The sequence below is a fragment of the Arcicella aquatica genome, assembly GCF_034928825.1.
Classification (GTDB): domain Bacteria; phylum Bacteroidota; class Bacteroidia; order Cytophagales; family Spirosomataceae; genus Arcicella; species Arcicella aquatica.
In genome coordinates this window covers 17,830-37,077 of the sequence record NZ_JAYFUL010000054.1, presented here as the reverse complement: position 1 = coordinate 37,077, position 19,248 = coordinate 17,830, and the positions used below count along the sequence as shown (strand labels likewise).

Genomic DNA, 19,248 nt, shown 5'->3' with positions numbered 1-19,248 from the left:
TTGTTTCCCATAATGGGTATGACCATTCTTCTTCGTTGTTACACTACCACAATGACTACAGTTCATTTTACCTTTTTTATGACAAAGATAAATAAAGCATTACATTTTTAGGACTACCTTCTTATTTATTGACAAGTTTACTTATTTCTATTTTTGATAAAATTATCTTTTCTCACCAGAAAGAGGTTAGAATATTGTATATTTGATAAAAAAATAGATTATTCCACGAACAAGTAAACAAATAAGTAAAAACAAATTTATCCTATTTTTTTTAATAGTATTTTACATTTCACTAGTCAGGGGGATAAATTATGTCTTATTAAGAAAATCTATTTAAAAAGAAATTTTATATTTACTGAATGACATTTATAAGCTTCGCAAAACTCCATTAACCATAATTAAAGATGGCAAAAACGTCAAAAACAACTACTCAATCAACCGAAACAACTAAGAAAAAAGTAACTAAAAAAGCTGTTGTAGAAGTTTTAGAGGAAAATCAAACTCCTGTTTCTACTCCGGTAGTACTTAAAAATGTAGAAGTATTCAGCCGTTTCTCTGATTTCGACATTCATCTTTTCAAAGCTGGCAAGCATTATCGTTTATTTGAAAAATTCGGCTCACACATTACTGAATACCAAGGTGTACAAGGGGTTTACTTTTCTGTTTGGGCACCCTCTGCTAAATCGGTATCAGTCATTGGAAATTTTAACTACTGGGACAAAGGTAGTCACCATCTTTTTGTACGGTGGGATGCTTCTGGAATTTGGGAAGGTTTTATTCCTTATATCGGTAAGGGAGAAACCTACAAGTTTTGTATTCAAACACAGGATAACCGTCTTATCGAAAAGATGGACCCTTATGCCCAACAATTTGAAATACCACCTCGCACAGCCTCGATAGTTTGGGATAATTGGTATGAATGGACGGATTCTGATTGGATGGCCAAACGTCATACTAAAAATTCTTTAACATCGCCCATGTCTGTTTATGAAGTGCATGTTGGTTCTTGGAGAAGAAAAAATGGTAATGAAAAGCTAAGTTTTGTAGAATTAGCAGACCAGTTGATGAATTACGTGAAAGAAATGGGCTTTACGCACGTAGAATTCATGCCAATCATGGAACACCCTTATGAACCTTCATGGGGATATCAGGTACTCGGTTTTTTTGCACCATCTTCTCGTTTTGGCTCACCCCAAGATTTCATGTACTTGGTAGAAGAATGTCATAAGAATGATATTGGTGTGATACTTGACTGGGTTCCTTCACATTTCCCTGGCGATGCGCATGGGCTGTATGAATTTGATGGCACTCACCTTTATGAACATCCAGATATGCGCAGAGGGTATCATCCCGATTGGAAGTCGTATATCTTTAATTATGGTAGAAACGAGATTCGCAGTTTCTTGATTTCAAATGCAGTTTATTGGCTAGAACGATACCACGCAGATGGGTTGAGGGTTGATGCTGTAGCGTCAATGTTGTACTTAGACTATTCAAGAAAACAGGGAGAATGGGAACCAAATATTTTTGGAGGCAATCATAATCTTGAAGCGATTTCTTTGTTCAAGGAATTAAATGAGACGATTTATGCACAGTTTCCAGATATTCAAATTATTGCAGAAGAATCAACTTCATTTACCGGTGTTTCAAAACCTATTTATGCAGGTGGCTTAGGGTTTGGGCAGAAATGGATGATGGGCTGGATGAACGATACCTTGAAATACTTCCAAAAAGACCCCATGTATCGTCGTCATCACCAAGATCAATTAACATTCTCGACCAACTATGCTTTTTCAGAGAATTTCATGTTACCACTATCTCATGATGAAGTGGTATATGGTAAAAAATCTCTGGTAGGTAAAATGCCTGGGGATGAATGGCAAAGATTTGCTAATTTAAGACTCTTGTTTTCATACATGTTCACTCACCCTGGAACTAATCTAATTTTTATGGGAGGTGAATTTGGGCAAACATCTGAATGGAACTTTGAAAAAAGTTTGGATTGGTGGTTACTAGACCACGCTCCTCATAAAGGCATTCAAAACTTGATGAAAGCCTTAAACCATATGTATAAAACAGAACCTGCTTTATATGAAAAACAGTTTTCTCATGAAGGGTTTGAATGGATTGATACATCTGATAGAAACAATTCAATCGTGATATATGCTAGAAAAGGAAATGTTAGTAAAGAGCAACTGATTATTATTCTGAATATGACACCAGTTCCTCACGAAAACTACAGAATTGGTGTACCAATGATGGGAATTTGGAATGAAATATTAAATTCCGACGAACATGACTTTGGAGGAAGTGGAAAAACAAACAAATCGCTCATTATGGCCGAAGAGATTGCTTGGCAAGGAAAAGCCTACTCTATTTCACTCAATATACCACCACTCGGTGCTAGTATATTAAAAGTTAAATAAATCAAAAAGGGATGACACTTATGAAGTATCATCCCTTTTAAATTTAATATCAAAAAAAAAAGACCTATGAATCCGCCAATTCAAGGGTCTTTTTAAAATAATCTTTAAACAAACATGGTATAAGCATGTTGTATATTATAATATTTTAAAAGTCTTTTTACCGCCATAAATAGAATCTAAAATATTATAATTGGAATATCAAATAAAATAATTACCGCCATAATTTTGTTATTTGATGAAGTAAAATTAATACAAAATCATAGATTTTGTATTTTAAAAGCTATGATTTTTTCAAGAATTACACGAACCAAGAATTTAGACATTCCAAGCTAAAATTTTGATGTGAATTTCAAGAATTTGTTATTTGAGCGAAAAAATATGATGATTTAAGTGAAAAGATTTTAAAATAAATTGTTAAATCTTGATTAAGTCATTCATTTATCAACCTCCCTTAAATTGGACAAATAAGTATATAAACTTTTTCTGAGCGATATTATCACAAAAAAATAAAGACTCGATGCATAGCTCCGAGTCTTTACACAATCCGCCTAAGTAGTAATCTTTTCGGGAAAAATCCCTTTGCTTTTTTCAGCATATATTTTTATTTATTACATCTTAAAGTAATAAATTACAAATTCCGTTTAATTTAATATTTTTTTTGATTGATATCTGCACAATGAAAGGGTCAATAAATCAGGAGAAATACTTTAAGCTTTAGTCTGTTTTATCACAAAAGCTTTTCTCGACCTAACATTGGCGGATGTTATTCAGTTAAATTATTAAAAGTTAATGAAAAGGGCTTTTTGTAGTAGCAAAACCTTCAATAGTAAACCTTCGACAAATATATACAGACATTTCTCAATCCACAAAAAAATGAGTGATTATTTATTAGATAAAACCAATAAATTTTAATTAAAATAATTTTTCCTAATAAGTGGTATTTCAAATCTCATATCAAAATTATTAATTTGAATAGTTAATAATGGTGATAAACGTGTAATATCTGGGAAATATCCTTTGTCAACCTTAATTTTACCTATTTTCAAAAATTTAACTTTTCCTTTAAAATTGAAAGTCGTAAGCATTAAGTCATTATTAAGTTTTTGCGCCAGCTTCAATGGGAAAAAATTACTTTTTAAAGGAACACTCAAAAAACCTTTACTTAATTCAGCTTCAAAAATAACATGTTTATTGATACTAACTTGTACTTTTTTGAGACCACCTTTATCTTCAACCCATTCAAAATCAGCTTTTTCTTTTGGAATTCCCCAGTTGTTATGTCCATTTAAAACACTTTCTTCTGAGGACACATAAATTTTACTAATTGAAAAAACTTTGGCCCAATCAAATGTAAACATTCCTGGGATAAATAATAATTCATAATATTTCCCAACATTTGAAGACTGATAGTCTACCAACATGACTGTACCAAAGTAGCCTAGAAAACGTTTTTTTTGAAAATCTTCCATAAAACCATTCTCTACTACAAATTCCTTGGGAAACTTATAAATCAATGCATAAGCATTGCCTGTCAAATTCCACGGAGCAGGTTCAAGCCTAATTTCGCTATCATTTTTCATATCAAAGGTTTTCTACTATAAATAAGTAGCCAAATATGTTTGCATCTCTACCTGAACTTTAAGCGCTTCTTGAGCAGCCTTTTCTGCAAAATCTTCCCCAGATGAAGCATAAATAATGGCTCTTGACGAATTAACTAACAAACCACACTGTTTATTCATACCAAATTTAGAAACTTCTTCTAAACTTCCTCCTTGTGCGCCTACACCCGGTACTAGCAAAAAATGATCAGGAACAACACTCCTGATTTTTTGAAGCATATCGGCTTTAGTAGCCCCTACTACATACATTAATTGCTCTGAACTCCCCCATTCTTGAGATTTAGTAAGAACCTCCTCAAAAAGCTGTTTATCGTTGTTTAAAGTAAGATTCTGAAAGTCTTTGCTCCCTACGTTTGAAGTAAGTGCTAAAAGAATTACCCATTTCCCATCAAAATCTAAAAAAGGCTTAACAGAGTCTTCACCCATGTAAGGTGCAACTGTTACTGAATCAAAATTCAAGCCCGAAGATTTTTCATCAAAAAAAGCTCTGGCATACAAGCCAGAAGTATTGCCAATATCTCCTCTTTTAGCATCAGCAATCGTAAAACACTCTTTAGGAATATATTCTAAAGTTTTTTGAAGACTTTCCCATCCTTTGGCACCAAAAGCTTCATAAAACGCAATGTTAGGTTTATAAGCAACCGCATATTGATGGGTTGCATCAATAATTTGTTTGTTGAACTCAAAAATGGGATCTTCCGTTTTTAATAAATGGTTGGGGATTTTCTGAATATCAGTGTCCAAACCAATACATAGATAGGATTGCTTTTGTAAAATTTGCTCAAAAAGCTGCGACTTTGTCATTTATAAATGCTTAGTTTCTTTATAAAAAGTGCTAAGTTTAATTGGAGAAAAACTGCCTAACCAGAAGATTAAGCATCATTATATGAGCAATATTAATCTGTTCGTATTCAAAAAACAACATTTTATTTATCTAATTTTTTATTTTTATAGGATAAATAATACTTTTAAACAATACTATTATATCATTTGAAATGTACTTGATTACATTATAATAAAACAAAAAGACCAAAACTCTCAATTGAGCTTTGGTCTTTTTGTCAGCTACATTTTCAACTTTTCAATTTCACGAATTACATTTACAATTCCCTTTAATGGTATTTTAACCCAGTCTGGTCTATAGTTAATTTCATAACCTAGTTCATAAACAGCCTTTTCTAAAAGATAAATCAACATCAAAAAATTAATTTCATTATTGTTCTTAAACAAAGGATGTGGATTGCCAAACGTTTCTAAATATTTATCCATAAAGGTTTGCTGAATCAATCGATACCAGCGGTCTGCTACCGTCTGTATTCTTTGCGAATCTAGTTTTGCTGAAGCAGGGTCATTAAACATTTTTGCTGAAATAGCATAATGATAGCTCCTAATCATGCCCGCTACATCTTTTAAAGGCGAATGCTTGATTTTTCTATCAGTGATAGAACTCTCAGGCTCTCCTTCAAAATCGATGATGATATAATCATTCTGTGTAGCTAATACCTGCCCTAGATGATAATCGCCATGAATCCTAATCCTTTGTGAAAAAATTGGTTTTTCAAGAATTCCTGCTGCAAACTCTTCAATCAACTCACGAGCCTCCATAAAATCCCAAGCCAGCTTTCTTGTTACTACATCAGTAATCTTGGTGTAGTTATCAATGAGTAGGCTATATCTTTTATCTAACAAATTAGTTAATCTATCATGAACAAACTTTCTATAGGCATCATCAAAAGGAACAGGAACAAACATTTTTTCGGCTTCGGGTTTATATAAAGCCAAGTGCATTTCCGCAGTCCGTTGAGCCAACAATTCTACTTGCTGAAATACCTCCTCCTTAATAGAAAAAGATTTTGCCACAAAAGCCTCTACAAAATCATTTAACTGCTCTCCTGTTTGAACCCAACTATCAGCTTGGTTCTCCACCATCCGCTGCATCATCCCAAGCGTAATGTCTGGCATTTGTTCTTGTTTCCATACCAAACTCCCCGCAAACGCTGGAATAAAAGCAAAAGTGGAATGTTCTGTGATAAACTCGACCATATCTACTTCTGGATTAGTCTCGGTAAATAATTTTCTGTACAGCTTTAGAAAATACTTATCGCCAAAAACAATCGCTGAATTAGAAGAATCAACGGGCAAGACTTTAGAGCTAATCGGTGCGTTGATATCTTCTCCTAAAAACCCTTTACCGCGCGTAAAGTCTACTCTTCCCTCCTCTTGAGCAATATTTTCAGCATGGGCTAAATGGTAAAAAATAGTTTGCTGAAAACGTTCATCATAAATGGCATCTACGATGATTCCCCTTTTATTGTTGATATAAGCCAAGGTGATTATCCCTTTTGGCGTTATTTCTTTTGTATGACCTGCATCTATAAACGAAACAGGCAGTAAATAACTTTCCACATCCCCGTCTTCATAAGAAACTGAGATAATCATTAATAAAGCTATAGAATCCTTCATCGGAATTTCTAAGGTTGTTGTGACCTTAAAGGATTTCTGTATTCTAGCCTTACCAGCAAACCACCTACAGCTATTTAGGTACGCAGGTAAAACATTTTTTTCAAAATTGTCAAAAAGCTCTGTATCTGCCCTAATTTGCTCCCACGCAATTTTTGAGCTTAGTGAGGTAATTTTTGATTGAATCATTATTGATAGCGTAATGTTGTTTTATAAAAATGGTATTTTCATGATTTAAATTTATAATTTATTTATATTTAAAAAAAGCAGAATAGTACTTTGATGATTATTAAAAATATTTTTCAAAAAAACCACTTTGCAAGGTTTTGATTATCAACAACTTTAACAATTTGTTTTCTTTTTTTTCATTTTGTGGTTGTGTATTCTAAATATTCTCCCTACCTTTGCACCACGAAAAACGAACATCGATACAAAATATCGAAAAGTTTTAACCCAATGGTCCGTTCGTCTAGGGGTTAGGACACGTCCCTTTCACGGATGAAACACGGGTTCGATTCCCGTACGGACTACAAGAAGTTAACAAGCCCTTCATAGCAGTATGGAGGGTTTTTAATTCTAATCACAAAAAATGTTTTGTGGTAGTAAAGTAAAAATTAGCATAACCCAATGGTCCGTTCGTCTAGGGGTTAGGACACGTCCCTTTCACGGATGAAACACGGGTTCGATTCCCGTACGGACTACAATTCTTTTATAGTATAGTGGCGTACTTTATAAGTTAAGTACATTCAAAGTAAAATTAGTATAACCCAATGGTCCGTTCGTCTAGGGGTTAGGACACGTCCCTTTCACGGATGAAACACGGGTTCGATTCCCGTACGGACTACAATAATGTCAAAAGCAGACAATTCTAAAAGAGTTGTCTGCTTTTTTGTTTTAATTCATCTCATATCAAAAACTCCTCCTCCCTCTCAATTTTATAGCAAAATCAAAAAAAATAGGATTCTATTACGCAGTGATTGACGCCATTCTAAAGATTGGATTCAATGCAAATAAAAATTGAGACTTCAGAAATACAAACAAAAAGTAACAAATTATTGCATTAACAAATACTTTTTTCGTTATAGTTGCAAATTGGTCAATTATTCAAATCTTATTGCAAGTATTAATAATGCTTTATAAAATGAAAAAAACACTCATCCTCTTTACCCTAACCTCTTTTATTTCTTGTGGACAGCATACTGAACATACAGTGAGTACTGTCAAAAAAATACAGCAACTTCCTACCAAAACAATTACAAATACGCCTCAATCATTTAGTAATGTAGCCAAAGAAATTGCCATACAAACAAAAGTAAATGACCTTCCTTTACAACTGATTGGTAAATTCACGATACCTACTTATATAAATGCACAGGGATATATAAGACCCAAATGGGGGGTTTGGTGGAATTTCTGGGGCAAGCCTTTTACTGATAATCATATTAATCCTTGGGAAGTAGGCTTAATGGGTAATGTTACCATCGTACCAGAGTTTTATAGTGGTTATGGCAAAAGAGGTCTTGACTATATCTGGCAAATTGATTTAGAACGTGGGAAGCCATGGAATAATGATATTGACCCTTTTGTAGGAAAACGTTTTCAAGAGTTTATCAGTACTATCCCCTATCAGCACAGATTTTTTGAAGGAAGCCTATCAGGTGGAGAAAAGCTATCAAGCAAAGGGATGGAAGGTGCTTATGACTTTGGACGTTCTACGTCCCTAGATGCTACGATGGGATGGGGTGATAATATCAATGGTAAATCGCACAGAGGATTAGTGTCCGTTGATATAGAAGATGGCACTGCCGACTATGGTGATAAACTTCATAGGGCTGTGCTAATTGGCATGGCTGAAAGTACCACTGGCGATGTTTCTTCAGACTATGGCGGGCCTATTAATACACTTGGTTATATTCACGATAGAGAAAATGGCGAAAAAATGACGCTTTATTATCCAGATGCTGAGGGTAATTACACCAATAGTAAAGCAAAATTTTCTGAGGATTGGCTAGCCTCTACCACTCCTATTTCTATTCCTTCAAAGGGAGTCATTAACAAACGACCTATCGACTATCCTAATATTATCCCCAGCAATGAGATATCGTTTTATTCCCATGAATTTACGCAACAGGGTAAAACTTATGATTTAGGTAATGGAAATATGGTTGTCATCAATAAATATGGCAATAATAGAAATACGGAACATTTTTTAGCAAGAGCAGGTACTTTATTAGAATGGCAATCGTGGTATTGTAGATATAAGCTCAATAACAGACGGAACAAGATGCTCACGAAAGTGATTGCAGACAAAGGCCCTATCGGTTTAAACCCTTACGTTAAATTAGCCAATGGAAATGTAGTAGAAGATGCCATCCTCGCACACAGAGGAGCAATGGCAGGGCGACGCTATGCTTTTGACATTGTTAGCATCAATTATATGAACAATGTAGATTTGCATGAATGGGATAAAAATTCCTTTGTAGATAACAAAGCACATGACACTTACATAGGCTTTTTTGCAGCCATCAAAATGTTAATGACTAACAGAGGAGGAGATTCATACCTTGAAATGGTTCCACAATATTGGGAAACAGAACAAAGTTATGACCACAAAAATTGGGTAAAACACAAAGCAGTAGAATGGGCAGATTCTCCCAAAGTCTTACCTTGCAGAACCAAAGTAGGTCCGAAAAAGTTAGAGGCTATGTGCTGGCGTTCTGAAGGGATAGAGCCTACTGAAGTATGGTTAAGAGCAAACGTTGATGGTGTTTATCAAGAAATTCATATTACCCCTGATGCATGGGAAACTACTAATCCCATCTATAAAAACAAGCCTCTAGCCTCTATTCCAACGGCTGATAAAGAATATTTTTATACGATGTTGAAATTTTAAAAATCCTAATTCACAAAAAAAGCTTGCAGACAAATCTGCAAGCTTTTTTTGTGAACCTATATCCGAGACTATACTAACAATTTGATTGGATCTTCCAATAATTGTTTGAAAGTCTGCAAGAAAGCAGCACCTGTTGCACCATCCACTGTACGGTGGTCACAAGTAAGGGTTACTTTCATGATGTTTGTCGCATAGAATTGTCCGTTTTTAACAGCAACAGTTTCTTTAATACCACCTACAGCCAAAATACAAGATTCAGGTTGGTTAATAATTGATGTAAACTCATCAATACCAAACATACCCAAGTTACTAACGGTGAAAGTATTACCTTCCCAGTCTTTTGGTTGTAATTGCTTGTTTTTAGCTTTACCACCTAAATCTTTCGCCTCCGCAGAAATCTGAGAAAGTGATTTAGTGTTAGCAAAACGAATTACTGGTACTAATAAACCATCTTCAACAGCTACAGCCATCCCGATGTGTACATGGTGATTGATTCTGATTTTATCGCCCAACCAATAAGAATTCACTTTTGGATGTTTTGTTAAAGCTACAGCAGCGGCTTTCATCACCATATCATTAAATGAAATTTTCACTGGAGAAATTTCATTCATCGATACTCTGGCAGTCATCGCTTTATCCATGTTGATTTCCATGGTTAAATAGAATTCTGGCGCCGAGAACTTAGATTCAGATAAACGACGAGCAATCGTTTTACGCATCTGATTCAATGGGAATTCTTCGTAGCTTTCTTCCGCAGTAATCACTGGTGCTGCTACGGCAGGTTTTCCTGACGCTTTAGCAGGTGCCTCAGCAGGTTTAGGAGCAGCAGCGGCAGGAACAAAATTATCAACGTCTGCTTTTACGACTCTTCCGTTTTCACCAGTACCTTTTACTTGAGCAATGTTAATGCCTTTGTCTTTCGCTAAAGCTTTTGCCAATGGTGAAGCTTTTATTCTTCCATCTGCATCAGCTACAGGAGCAGCTTCTTCTACTTTAGCTTCTGGCGCTGGTGTATTATTAGCAGCTGGAGCAGCAGTAGTAGTTGCAGGAGCAGCAGCCGCTTTTCCACCATTCAATAATGCTTGGTAATCAGCACCTGGTTCCCCAATTATAGCAATAACGTCATCAACATTTACAGTTTTTCCTTCTTCAAGACCGATATACAATAATGTACAAGGATTGTATTTTGTAACATCAATAAAATTATCTAAATCAAATTCCATGGTAGCTTTATCAGTTTCCACTTCCGCCAAAAGAGCATCACCTGCTTTGATTGTATCTCCTACTTTCTTAAGCCAAGCCACCAACGTACCTTCCATCATTGTATCCGACATTTTCGGCATTCCAATTACTTCGGCTTTGATATTAGAAGTATCTACAGCTGGAGCACTTTGTTCAGGTTTCGCAGCGGCTGGTTCTTCTGGAGTAGCAGGGGCATCAGCTTTGGCAGGAGTACCACCAGATAAAAGATGTTCATAAGCTTCACCATTTTCACCAATAATAGCAATGATGCTATCTACAGGTACGGCCTTGCCTTTCTCTAAACCAATGTATAAAATTCGGCAATCTTTAAAATTGCTCAAATCCATTCTTTCGTCCAAATCAAGCTCCATCGTAGCTTTATCTGTTTCGATTTCTGCAATCAAGCCGTCACCTGGCTTTAAAGGGTCACCAACTTTTTTGAGCCATTCTGCAACAACACCTTCTGTCATGGTGTCGCTCATTTTGGGCATGGTTATGATTTCTGCCATTTTTATTATTATAGGAAAATTTACTGTTTTTGGTAAATGGTTAAATAGCCATTAGCTAAATAGTGATTTGCTGTGATAAAATTTGGGTAAATCAACAACTAAAAACTAATAAAAACAACTACACAACCAATTTAGAATTCAAAAATAAGGCTAAACACTTGGTTTCAAAAGCTATCTTGAAAAAATATAATTTTGTCTTCTTTTCATAACATGTATTTGTTCTGTTAATTGAAAATACAATAACCATCAATTTATACTAAAAAAAAATAAAATTTTAAATATCAATAAAACAACACTAACTTTAGCCTCAACAAACCAACCCTCTTATATTTTAAAGGCTTTCTTCCAAGGCTACCTAACCACTCTTCATTAAAAGTATTTAGATATAATATTTACTATACTAAAGTCTTTGTTTTACATCTTCTCGTACTATGTTATACTAGGCTATACCATCATTAGCTATTAATTCTATTCAATCATCTGGGTTAGTTATGCAACTAGCTCTCTAAATTTCATAGATAATATGATAGACATGACTAAGTACGGAACGATTTATTTTAAAATTTTGATTTCATTAGGCCTGTGTTTTATAGCATTACTCGCTTTTAGGTATCAACAAGACTTAGAAAAAATCTTTGATAAATTAAAAAGAGTTAATTCTTTTTTAATACTATCTATCTTGTTTAGGATTATCCCCTTTATAATTGTTTATGTCATCCTGCATTTCAAAGCACAGTCGGATGTTATCATTTTTTGGAAATCAGCCCAAGAAGCCCTTAAATTAAAATTAGTATACCGTGACTTCGAGTCATTATATTCGCCATTATTCCCTTATATCACTGCCTTATTGCTTTTTCTTTGGGATAGCCCCGAAGCCGTTACGCTCTTAATGATATTTATTGAGCTCCTTGTTCTTTGGATGACCATGATTACGTTCTCCTCTAAAAACCAATCCGCAGACTTGTTCAAAACATTAATTTATTTATTACTCCCTGGTCCTTTTATTTTTTGTGTCATCGGTGGGCAAGAAGATATCTGGATGTGGGGCTTTGCTTGTTTAATCATTTATTGTTGGAAAAAACAAAAATCAGATTTTGTATTAGGCATAATCACTGGTCTTGGCTTATTATGTACTAAAGCATTTTTTGTCTTATTTATCCCTCTGATATTTTTTAAAGTAACAGACAAAGTTAAATTCTTTCTAGGCAATATAGTAGTAGGCTTACCCGTCCTTTTTTTCTTATTGCATTATGGTGGTAATTCATTCTTAATGCCTATCCGTTTGGCTCAAGAACCTATGGCTCCTAATGCTTGGTCTATTGCAAACCCTTTCATCTGGAGTTTTAACCTAGGTAATAACATTAAGGTAATCAATTGGATTGGTCTTTTTGTCATATTAGTATTTGCTTTGTGGCAGACCTACCTAAGCAGGAAATTAACCATTCAGGAATACATTCCTAAAATTTGGATAATTCTTTTTGGGTTAATGATGGTGATACAAATCGGTTCGTATGCCAATTATGTTTTCATTTATTCAATGCCTCTGATTTTTGGCTTTAACTTTTTTAATCGTAAAAGATTTATCGTAATTACCTTCCTAATTCAATTCATTGCTTCTTTTCAGCCTTCGTTATGGTTTAGAATTGGCAAACCATTTTTACAATTCAAAGATTTCTCTGAGTTACGCTTTACAATGGAATACTTTTTCGAAATTATTATATTTATCGGCGTATTATATTGGTTAAATCTGGCCATGAAAAAGCAGGAAATTTAAGGGCTATTCAGTATAAAAAAACTCTTTTATGCTTTGGATAAGTAAACACAATTTTAATGGTAAAACTCTCAAAAAAAATACTAATGAAAAAAAACTTTTTATTGCTTTGTACACTTTTATTTGGCTATAATTTCGCAATAGCTCAACAAAAAAAAGATCAAATCAAACTTGTTGTTAAAGAAAATGAAAACAAAGTAGATGTATTAGTAGACGATAAACCTTTTACAGCTTACTTCTACCCAAGCGATGCCATTCTAAAAAAACCTGTATTGTTCCCAATCCTTACTTCAAAAGGAACTACTATTACACGCGGATATCCTTTTGCTACTCGTCCGGGAGAAAGAGTTGACCATCCGCACCACGTAGGGATGTGGCTTAATTATGAATCTGTAAATGGATTTGATTTTTGGAACAATTCTACTGCTATCAAAGACCGTTCAAAATATGGAACTATTAAGCATACAGGGATTGTATCGAGCAAAGGCGGAGCAAGTAAAGCAAGTTTATCTGTAACAGCCGACTGGGTTGATACGGACGGAAAGGGTGCTACACTTTTGAAAGAAAAAACAACGTATGTTTTTCATGCAAAAGGTAACCAACGTATTATTGACAGAATTACAACATTGACGGCTCAGGACCAAGAAGTTGTTTTTAAAGATGTAAAAGATGGCTTTTTTGCTATCAGAGTTGCGCGTGAATTAGAACACCCTTCTGACAAACCTGATGTTTTCGTAGATGCAAGTGGTATTGAAACCAAAGTGGACAAATTGGATAACACAGGTATTACTGGTAACTATAGAAGCAGTGAAGGCATTGAAGGTGAAAATGTGTGGAGTACTAGAGGGAAATGGACAAACTTAGCTGGTAAAATCAAAGACGAAGATATTTCTATTGCTATCATCGACCACCCTAAAAATGTAAACTATCCTACATTTTGGCATGCACGTGGCTATGGACTTTTTGCTGCCAATCCATTAGGTGAGAATGTTTTCAGTAAAGAAAAGAAAGAGTTGAACTATACGTTGGCACCGAAACAATCCGTTACTTTCCGCTATCGTACCGTAATTACTTCGGGAAAAGTTGGTGATGAAACTTTAAATAAATTAGCCGCAGATTTTGCTAAATAAACTATAGTAGGTACTTCATACGTTTTATAAATAAAAAATGTATGAAGTACCTATTTTTAATATTTCTCTGTGTTGTAAACACTTCTTTTCAAACAGAAACTTCTCTTTATGAAGTCAATACAAATGATTTCTTAAGCACCGCAAAAGTCAATCAACCCATTGATGCTAGAAATCCAAATGAAGAATTACTTGATGCTACGCTATTTCATATAAGTAATTTACAACGAAAAAAATATCATCTCCCACTCTTCTCTTATTCTTCTGTACTACATCAAGTAGCATCTGAACATTCAGAAGCAATGATTAATAGGAATTTTTATAGCCACGAAGAACCTTCTAGTAGAAGCAACAGAACTTTTGCCAAAAGAATCATGAATAAAACTAGTGAGTTTTCACAAATGGCTGAAAATATTGCTGAGTTTGATATTATTCAATCGAAAGAAGATATGTTTTGTCTTATTGAACCTAAAAGAAAGGGAGGTGATTTTCAATATATCGATTGTAAAACTGAAAAAACCTTGACGATGCAGACTTATAAAGAGTTGGCCACTAATATTGTAAATGAGTGGATGGATTCGCCTGGACACCGTGCTAATTTGCTCAATAAGAATTATAGGGCGATGGGCTGTGCAATCAGATTAAGTAAAAATCCTTATAAATCACAGAATAGTCCTTTTAGCAGAATCACGCAAAATTTTGGGGGATAAAGTCCAGATAGACAAATACTTTCTTGAGATTTTCTGTTTTTCAGGAAATTCAACTATTTGAATTGAAGCTCTTTTTGGTATCTTTGTATTTACACTAATTACCAATTAGGATTTAAAACATAAAATACATAGAATGAAATTAACTTTTTGGGGAGCTACGAGGCAGGTGACGGGTAGTATGTATTTACTTGAACTAGATGATGAATTTAAGATTCTGATTGATTGTGGAAGAAATATGGGTCGCGAAGTTGATTATACACAACCAGTAAGTAATAAAGCATTTTTTCCATTTGAGGCCTCGCAAATAAATTTAGTTCTTCTTACACACGCACACATAGACCATTCTGGAAATATCCCCATGTTGTATCGTGAAGGTTATGAAGGGCAAGTACTTTGTACTTCTTCAACCGCCGATTTGACAAGCCTTTTGTTGTATGATGCAGCCAATCTGAACTTAAAAAAAGTAAAACAAGCAGAAGGAGATAGCAAAAAGAAGAAAAAAAAGATGGATAGGTTGCTTATTAAGGGCGATTTATATTTACAGAAAGACGTTGAAGATGCAATGAGTAACTTTGTTACACTTCAATTTCACAGACGATTCAGAATTGCCGATAATGCTTGGGTAACGTTTATTCCTGCTGGGCATTTATTGGGTGCGGCTCATATTATTATTGAAGTACAAGAAAATGGTGAGACGAAAAGTATCTGTTTTTCTGGTGATATCGGTAGAAAAGACTATCCTCTGCATATAGACCCTTCTACTGAAATTCCAGAGGTTGATTACTTATTATGCGAAACTACTTATGGTGGCAGATTGCACGAAGACAAAAAAACACCAGAAGAAGCCTTAGCTGAAATCATCCAGCGTACTTGTATTGATATTCCAGGCAGGTTAATTATTCCTGCTTTTTCAATTGGCAGAACGCAAGCATTGCTTTATACCCTAAATAGGTTGTACTCTGAAAAGGGATTTACGCCGATTAAAGTATTCAGTGATAGTCCTTTAGCTTATGCTTCCACCAAAGTATATCAAAAAAACATCAAACAGCTGAATAAACAAGCTCGAGATTTTTACGAGGAAAATGATTCCTTATTTGATTTTGAAAATTTACAATATATTCAAAGTGAAAAATCAAGCAAGGCTATTTCTAATTATGCTGAGCCTTGTATTATCATTTCAGCTTCGGGAATGATTTCTGGAGGGCGAGTAGAACAACACATTGCTGCCAATATCAACAATGTATATTGTACTATTCTGTTGGTAGGCTATTCATCTGAAGGAACATTGGGCTGGCGTTTGATGAACGGGCAGAAGTCTTTGAAAATCAAAGATGTAGAATATCAAGTTTTAGCCAACGTTGAGAAAATTGATATTTTCTCGGGTCATGGGGACCAACAGGATTTAGTTAATTTTGTCAAGAAACAGTCTCCTAAAAAGCTCAAAAAAGTGTTTTTAATCCATGGAGAAGAAGATAGTATGAATACTTTCAAGACTTTGCTTGAAGACGAAGGATATTCAAACATTGAAATTCCAGAAATGGGACAAGAATATATTTTATAATAGCTTAAAAGGCTGGTCAAATCTCAAAAAATTGGTCAGTCTTTTCTTTTAGGTTGATATTTGTCTAATTTTGCGTGAATATTTTTAAAACTTCAGTTTTATTCGCTGAATTTTACCTTTCTAAAATAGTCAACGGATAATTTAATAACCGTAAAAAACTAAATATGCGTACTTTACTAGATTTTGAAAAACCTATTGCCGAGCTTGAAGCTAAATTAGCTGAAATGAAAAAATTGGCAATTGATAATAATGTAGATGTGTCTTTAGCGGCCTCACAGTTGGAAGCCAACATCGAAGAGCTAAAAAGAGAAACATTTACTAATCTAACTCGCTGGCAAAGAGTGCAACTTTCTCGTCATCCTGAACGCCCTTATACGTTAGACTATATCGAAAACATCTGTGATGAGTTTATAGAGATTTTCGGTGATAGAAATGTAGGTGATGATAAAGCAATGGTGGGAGGTTTTGGTAAAATTGGAGACCAAACAATTATGTTCATTGGTCAGCAAAAAGGAAGAAATACTAAGCAACGCCAATTGCGTAATTTCGGAATGCCAAACCCAGAGGGCTATCGCAAAGCGTTACGCTTAATGAAAATGGCAGAGAAATTTGGCAAGCCAATCGTTACTTTGATAGATACGCCTGGTGCATTCCCTGGCTTAGAAGCAGAAGAACGCGGACAAGGGGAAGCTATTGCTAGAAACATTCGTGATATGTTTATGCTAAAAGTACCTGTCATCTGTATTATCATTGGCGAAGGTGCTTCTGGTGGAGCTTTAGGGATTGCGATTGGTGATAGAGTGTTGATGCTCGAAAACTCTTGGTATTCTGTAATTTCTCCAGAAAACTGTTCAACTATTTTATGGAGAACATGGAATTTTAAAGAACAAGCAGCGGAGGCATTAAAACCAACGGCTACTGATATGTTGAAAAATGGTTTAGTAGATGGCATTATTCCTGAACCACTAGGCGGTGCACATCTTGACTATCCGACAATCAGTCAAACTGTAAAAGACGTAATACTTAAAACGATTTCTGAACTTCAAAACATTAGCCCTGCTGAAAGAATCAATCAAAGAATTGAGAAATTTGGTAATATGGGTGTATACAAATAGTGAAAAATATCATCTTCGACTTAGGAAATGTAATCATAGACATTGACTTTGAAAAAACATTTAAGGCTTTTACAAAGATTTCAGAAAATGTAAACTGGAAAGAAAGTGAAAGAATTCTGAAAGAAAAGCAAATTTGGTCTAGATACGAAAAAGGACATTTAAGCGATGCTGAATTTAGGGCTGAAATTAGAGAAGAGTTAAAAATCACGGCTAGTGACCAAGAGATTGATACAGCGTTTTGTGCTTTATTAATGGATATTGACCCAGCAAGGATTGAACTCCTCAAAAAATTAGCCATAAAATATCAGATTTATATTCTTTCGAATACTAGCAATATTCACTTTTTAGAAGTAGAAAGAATTTTAGAGCGTGCTACAGGTATAAAGCATTTTAGTGATATTTTTCATTATGTCTTCCTTTCGTTTGAAATGGGAAAGCTAAAACCTGAAGTAGACATCTACGAAACAGTGTTGAAACAAGCTAATCTGATAGCTTCTGAAACCTTATTCTTGGATGACCTGTTAGTAAACTTAGAAGGAGCTGCTGCGATAGGTATTCAAACAAAGCAAATTGTTCCTCAAGAATTTACGATTTTAGATTTATTTTCAAATGAAGTATAAAACAGAGATTATCCAAGCGGTTCTTTTCATCGTTACATTAATAACAACAACCTTGGCAGGTGCAGAAGCAATGACTGCCAAGGCTTTTTTCTTTTTTCCCGAACCCTATCTTCTACATTTTCCTGAAGATTTTTGGCAAGGCTTTCAATTCTCTATTCCATTTTTAGCATTCCTCACTTGCCACGAATTTGGGCATTATTTTACGGCAAGGTATTATAATATCAAAACTTCCCTCCCATATTATATTCCCATGTGGCTGAGTGTTCTAACGGATATAGGCATTGGTACATTGGGAGCAGTCATTCGAATCACGGGGAAAACGCGTTCAAGAAAACAATATTTCGACATTGGCATTGCTGGTCCTTTAGCAGGTTTTGTCGTGGCCTTGGCAGTATTGTATTATGGCTTTACCCATTTGCCTCCCTTTGAATATATTTTTACAGTACATCCTGATTATCAAAAATTTGGAAGAGAATATCCTACAGAGATAATGAAGATTCCTAAATTTATGAATGGTCAATTAGTGTTGGGGGATAATCTATTGTTTAAATTCTTTAAAAACTACGTAGCAGACCCTAAGCTTTTACCACCCAATTTTGAAATCATGCACTATCCATTGATTTGGGCTGGATATTTAGCATTGTTTTTTACCGCACTCAATTTATTTCCCATTGGTCAATTAGACGGCGGACATATTCTTTATGGATTAATCGGTAAAAAGAAATTTAATATTATTTCTCCTATTATTTTTGTGGCTTTTGCTTTTTTTGCTGGATATGGCATGTTTACCATTGCCGACATTAAAAATATTGGTGTAACAGGATACTATAAATCTGAATCTGATTTCTTTACATGGCTGTTGGGGTATGTATTGTTCTTAAGAATTTGTTTTTCAAGAATTTCAGAAAATCAGCTTACCTCATGGGTGTTGAGCTTAAGCGTAGTAGTAGGACAATTTATTTTGAGTTATATTCCTGCCTTAGCAAGCATTCAAGGTTTCTCTGGATTCTTTCCTTTTTTATTTTTACTAGGTAGATTTTTAGGAATATATCATCCCGAAGTAGAAATCGATGAACCTTTAGACTTCAAAAGACAGTTATTGGGGTGGGTGTCATTAGCTATCTTTATTCTTTGTTTTACTCCATATCCATTTATGCAAATTGATTTTTCTGCTAAATAATTGACTATCGGTATT

The 19,248-nt window shown here is 34.6% G+C and carries 13 protein-coding genes and 3 tRNA genes; 12 read left to right on the top strand and 4 right to left on the bottom strand.

Translation table 11 applies throughout. The features are described 5' to 3' along the window. Positions 1-404: 404 nt before the first annotated feature. Positions 405-2,426 carry a 1,4-alpha-glucan branching protein GlgB gene (glgB, locus tag VB264_RS21720; protein ID WP_323252938.1) on the top strand — a complete coding sequence of 674 codons (2,022 nt, stop codon included), beginning with the start codon at positions 405-407 and terminating at the stop codon, positions 2,424-2,426. Between the two features lie 908 nt (positions 2,427-3,334). On the opposite strand, the gene VB264_RS21715 is transcribed toward glgB, so the two are convergent. The 3 genes from VB264_RS21715 to VB264_RS21705 all read right to left on the bottom strand — a co-directional run bounded on the left by VB264_RS21715 (position 3,335) and on the right by VB264_RS21705 (position 6,694). After that, positions 3,335-4,006, bottom strand: a complete 672-nt coding sequence (locus tag VB264_RS21715; RefSeq protein ID WP_323252936.1) for an acetoacetate decarboxylase family protein — start codon at positions 4,004-4,006, stop codon at positions 3,335-3,337. Between the two features lie 15 nt (positions 4,007-4,021). Then, positions 4,022-4,849, bottom strand: coding sequence for an orotidine-5'-phosphate decarboxylase (gene pyrF, locus VB264_RS21710; RefSeq protein ID WP_323252934.1), 828 nt, complete (start codon positions 4,847-4,849; stop codon positions 4,022-4,024). A gap of 261 nt (positions 4,850-5,110) precedes the next feature. Then, entirely contained in the window at positions 5,111-6,694 is a 1,584-nt protein-coding gene (locus tag VB264_RS21705) for a putative maltokinase (RefSeq protein ID WP_323252932.1), read from the bottom strand. Positions 6,695-6,963: 269 nt separating this feature from the next. Between VB264_RS21705 and VB264_RS21700 the strand changes: the two genes are divergently transcribed. The 4 genes from VB264_RS21700 to VB264_RS21685 all read left to right on the top strand — a co-directional run bounded on the left by VB264_RS21700 (position 6,964) and on the right by VB264_RS21685 (position 9,398). Next, a tRNA-Glu gene (locus VB264_RS21700) sits at positions 6,964-7,035 on the top strand. 99 nt (positions 7,036-7,134) lie between these two features. Then, positions 7,135-7,206: transfer RNA gene (locus VB264_RS21695), tRNA-Glu, on the top strand. Positions 7,207-7,277: 71 nt separating this feature from the next. After that, positions 7,278-7,349, top strand: a tRNA-Glu gene (locus tag VB264_RS21690). Positions 7,350-7,646: 297 nt separating this feature from the next. Next, positions 7,647-9,398: a hypothetical protein gene (locus VB264_RS21685; RefSeq protein ID WP_323252930.1), complete on the top strand. Its 1,752-nt coding sequence runs from the start codon at positions 7,647-7,649 to the stop codon at positions 9,396-9,398. Positions 9,399-9,466: 68 nt separating this feature from the next. Here VB264_RS21685 and VB264_RS21680 read toward each other — a convergent pair whose 3' ends face one another. After that, positions 9,467-11,149, bottom strand: coding sequence for a pyruvate dehydrogenase complex dihydrolipoamide acetyltransferase (locus VB264_RS21680; protein WP_323252928.1), 1,683 nt, complete (start codon positions 11,147-11,149; stop codon positions 9,467-9,469). Positions 11,150-11,672: 523 nt separating this feature from the next. Here VB264_RS21680 and VB264_RS21675 point away from each other — a divergent pair. From VB264_RS21675 to VB264_RS21645, 7 genes are all read left to right on the top strand, one after another. Further along, entirely contained in the window at positions 11,673-12,923 is a 1,251-nt protein-coding gene (locus VB264_RS21675; protein ID WP_323252926.1) for a hypothetical protein, read from the top strand. An 83-nt stretch (positions 12,924-13,006) separates the two neighbouring features. Beyond that, positions 13,007-14,050: a DUF6807 domain-containing protein gene (locus VB264_RS21670; RefSeq protein WP_323252924.1), complete on the top strand. Its 1,044-nt coding sequence runs from the start codon at positions 13,007-13,009 to the stop codon at positions 14,048-14,050. A 41-nt stretch (positions 14,051-14,091) separates the two neighbouring features. Continuing rightward, the gene (locus VB264_RS21665; RefSeq protein WP_323252922.1) at positions 14,092-14,757 is read left to right on the top strand and encodes a CAP domain-containing protein; all 666 of its coding nucleotides are present in this window, start codon (positions 14,092-14,094) and stop codon (positions 14,755-14,757) included. Positions 14,758-14,890: 133 nt separating this feature from the next. Next, positions 14,891-16,318: an MBL fold metallo-hydrolase gene (locus tag VB264_RS21660; RefSeq protein WP_309916303.1), complete on the top strand. Its 1,428-nt coding sequence runs from the start codon at positions 14,891-14,893 to the stop codon at positions 16,316-16,318. Positions 16,319-16,482: 164 nt separating this feature from the next. Then, positions 16,483-17,433 (top strand): acetyl-CoA carboxylase carboxyltransferase subunit alpha, encoded by a 951-nt coding sequence (locus tag VB264_RS21655; protein ID WP_323252919.1) that lies wholly within the window; start codon positions 16,483-16,485, stop codon positions 17,431-17,433. Next, positions 17,433-18,053 carry an HAD family hydrolase gene (locus tag VB264_RS21650; protein ID WP_323252917.1) on the top strand — a complete coding sequence of 207 codons (621 nt, stop codon included), beginning with the start codon at positions 17,433-17,435 and terminating at the stop codon, positions 18,051-18,053. The genes VB264_RS21655 and VB264_RS21650 overlap by 1 nt, the downstream gene beginning before the upstream one ends. Continuing rightward, a complete protein-coding gene (locus VB264_RS21645; protein ID WP_323252915.1) occupies positions 18,043-19,233 on the top strand; it encodes a site-2 protease family protein in 1,191 nt (396 codons plus the stop codon). Before VB264_RS21650 ends, VB264_RS21645 begins: the two co-directional genes overlap by 11 nt. Positions 19,234-19,248 lie beyond the last annotated feature (15 nt).

Bases quoted from the DNA above. Each gene is read 5' to 3' on its own strand.
- VB264_RS21685 (WP_323252930.1), top strand. From the start codon at position 7,647: ATGAAAAAAACACTCATCCTCTTTACCCTAACCTCTTTTATTTCTTGT.
- VB264_RS21680 (WP_323252928.1), bottom strand. From the start codon at position 11,149: ATGGCAGAAATCATAACCATGCCCAAAATGAGCGACACCATGACAGAA.
- VB264_RS21655 (WP_323252919.1), top strand. From the start codon at position 16,483: ATGCGTACTTTACTAGATTTTGAAAAACCTATTGCCGAGCTTGAAGCT.
- pyrF (WP_323252934.1), bottom strand. From the start codon at position 4,849: ATGACAAAGTCGCAGCTTTTTGAGCAAATTTTACAAAAGCAATCCTAT.
- VB264_RS21665 (WP_323252922.1), top strand. From the start codon at position 14,092: ATGAAGTACCTATTTTTAATATTTCTCTGTGTTGTAAACACTTCTTTT.
- glgB (WP_323252938.1), top strand. From the start codon at position 405: ATGGCAAAAACGTCAAAAACAACTACTCAATCAACCGAAACAACTAAG.
- VB264_RS21660 (WP_309916303.1), top strand. From the start codon at position 14,891: ATGAAATTAACTTTTTGGGGAGCTACGAGGCAGGTGACGGGTAGTATG.
- VB264_RS21715 (WP_323252936.1), bottom strand. From the start codon at position 4,006: ATGAAAAATGATAGCGAAATTAGGCTTGAACCTGCTCCGTGGAATTTG.
- VB264_RS21675 (WP_323252926.1), top strand. From the start codon at position 11,673: ATGATAGACATGACTAAGTACGGAACGATTTATTTTAAAATTTTGATT.
- VB264_RS21705 (WP_323252932.1), bottom strand. From the start codon at position 6,694: ATGATTCAATCAAAAATTACCTCACTAAGCTCAAAAATTGCGTGGGAG.
- VB264_RS21645 (WP_323252915.1), top strand. From the start codon at position 18,043: ATGAAGTATAAAACAGAGATTATCCAAGCGGTTCTTTTCATCGTTACA.
- VB264_RS21670 (WP_323252924.1), top strand. From the start codon at position 13,007: ATGAAAAAAAACTTTTTATTGCTTTGTACACTTTTATTTGGCTATAAT.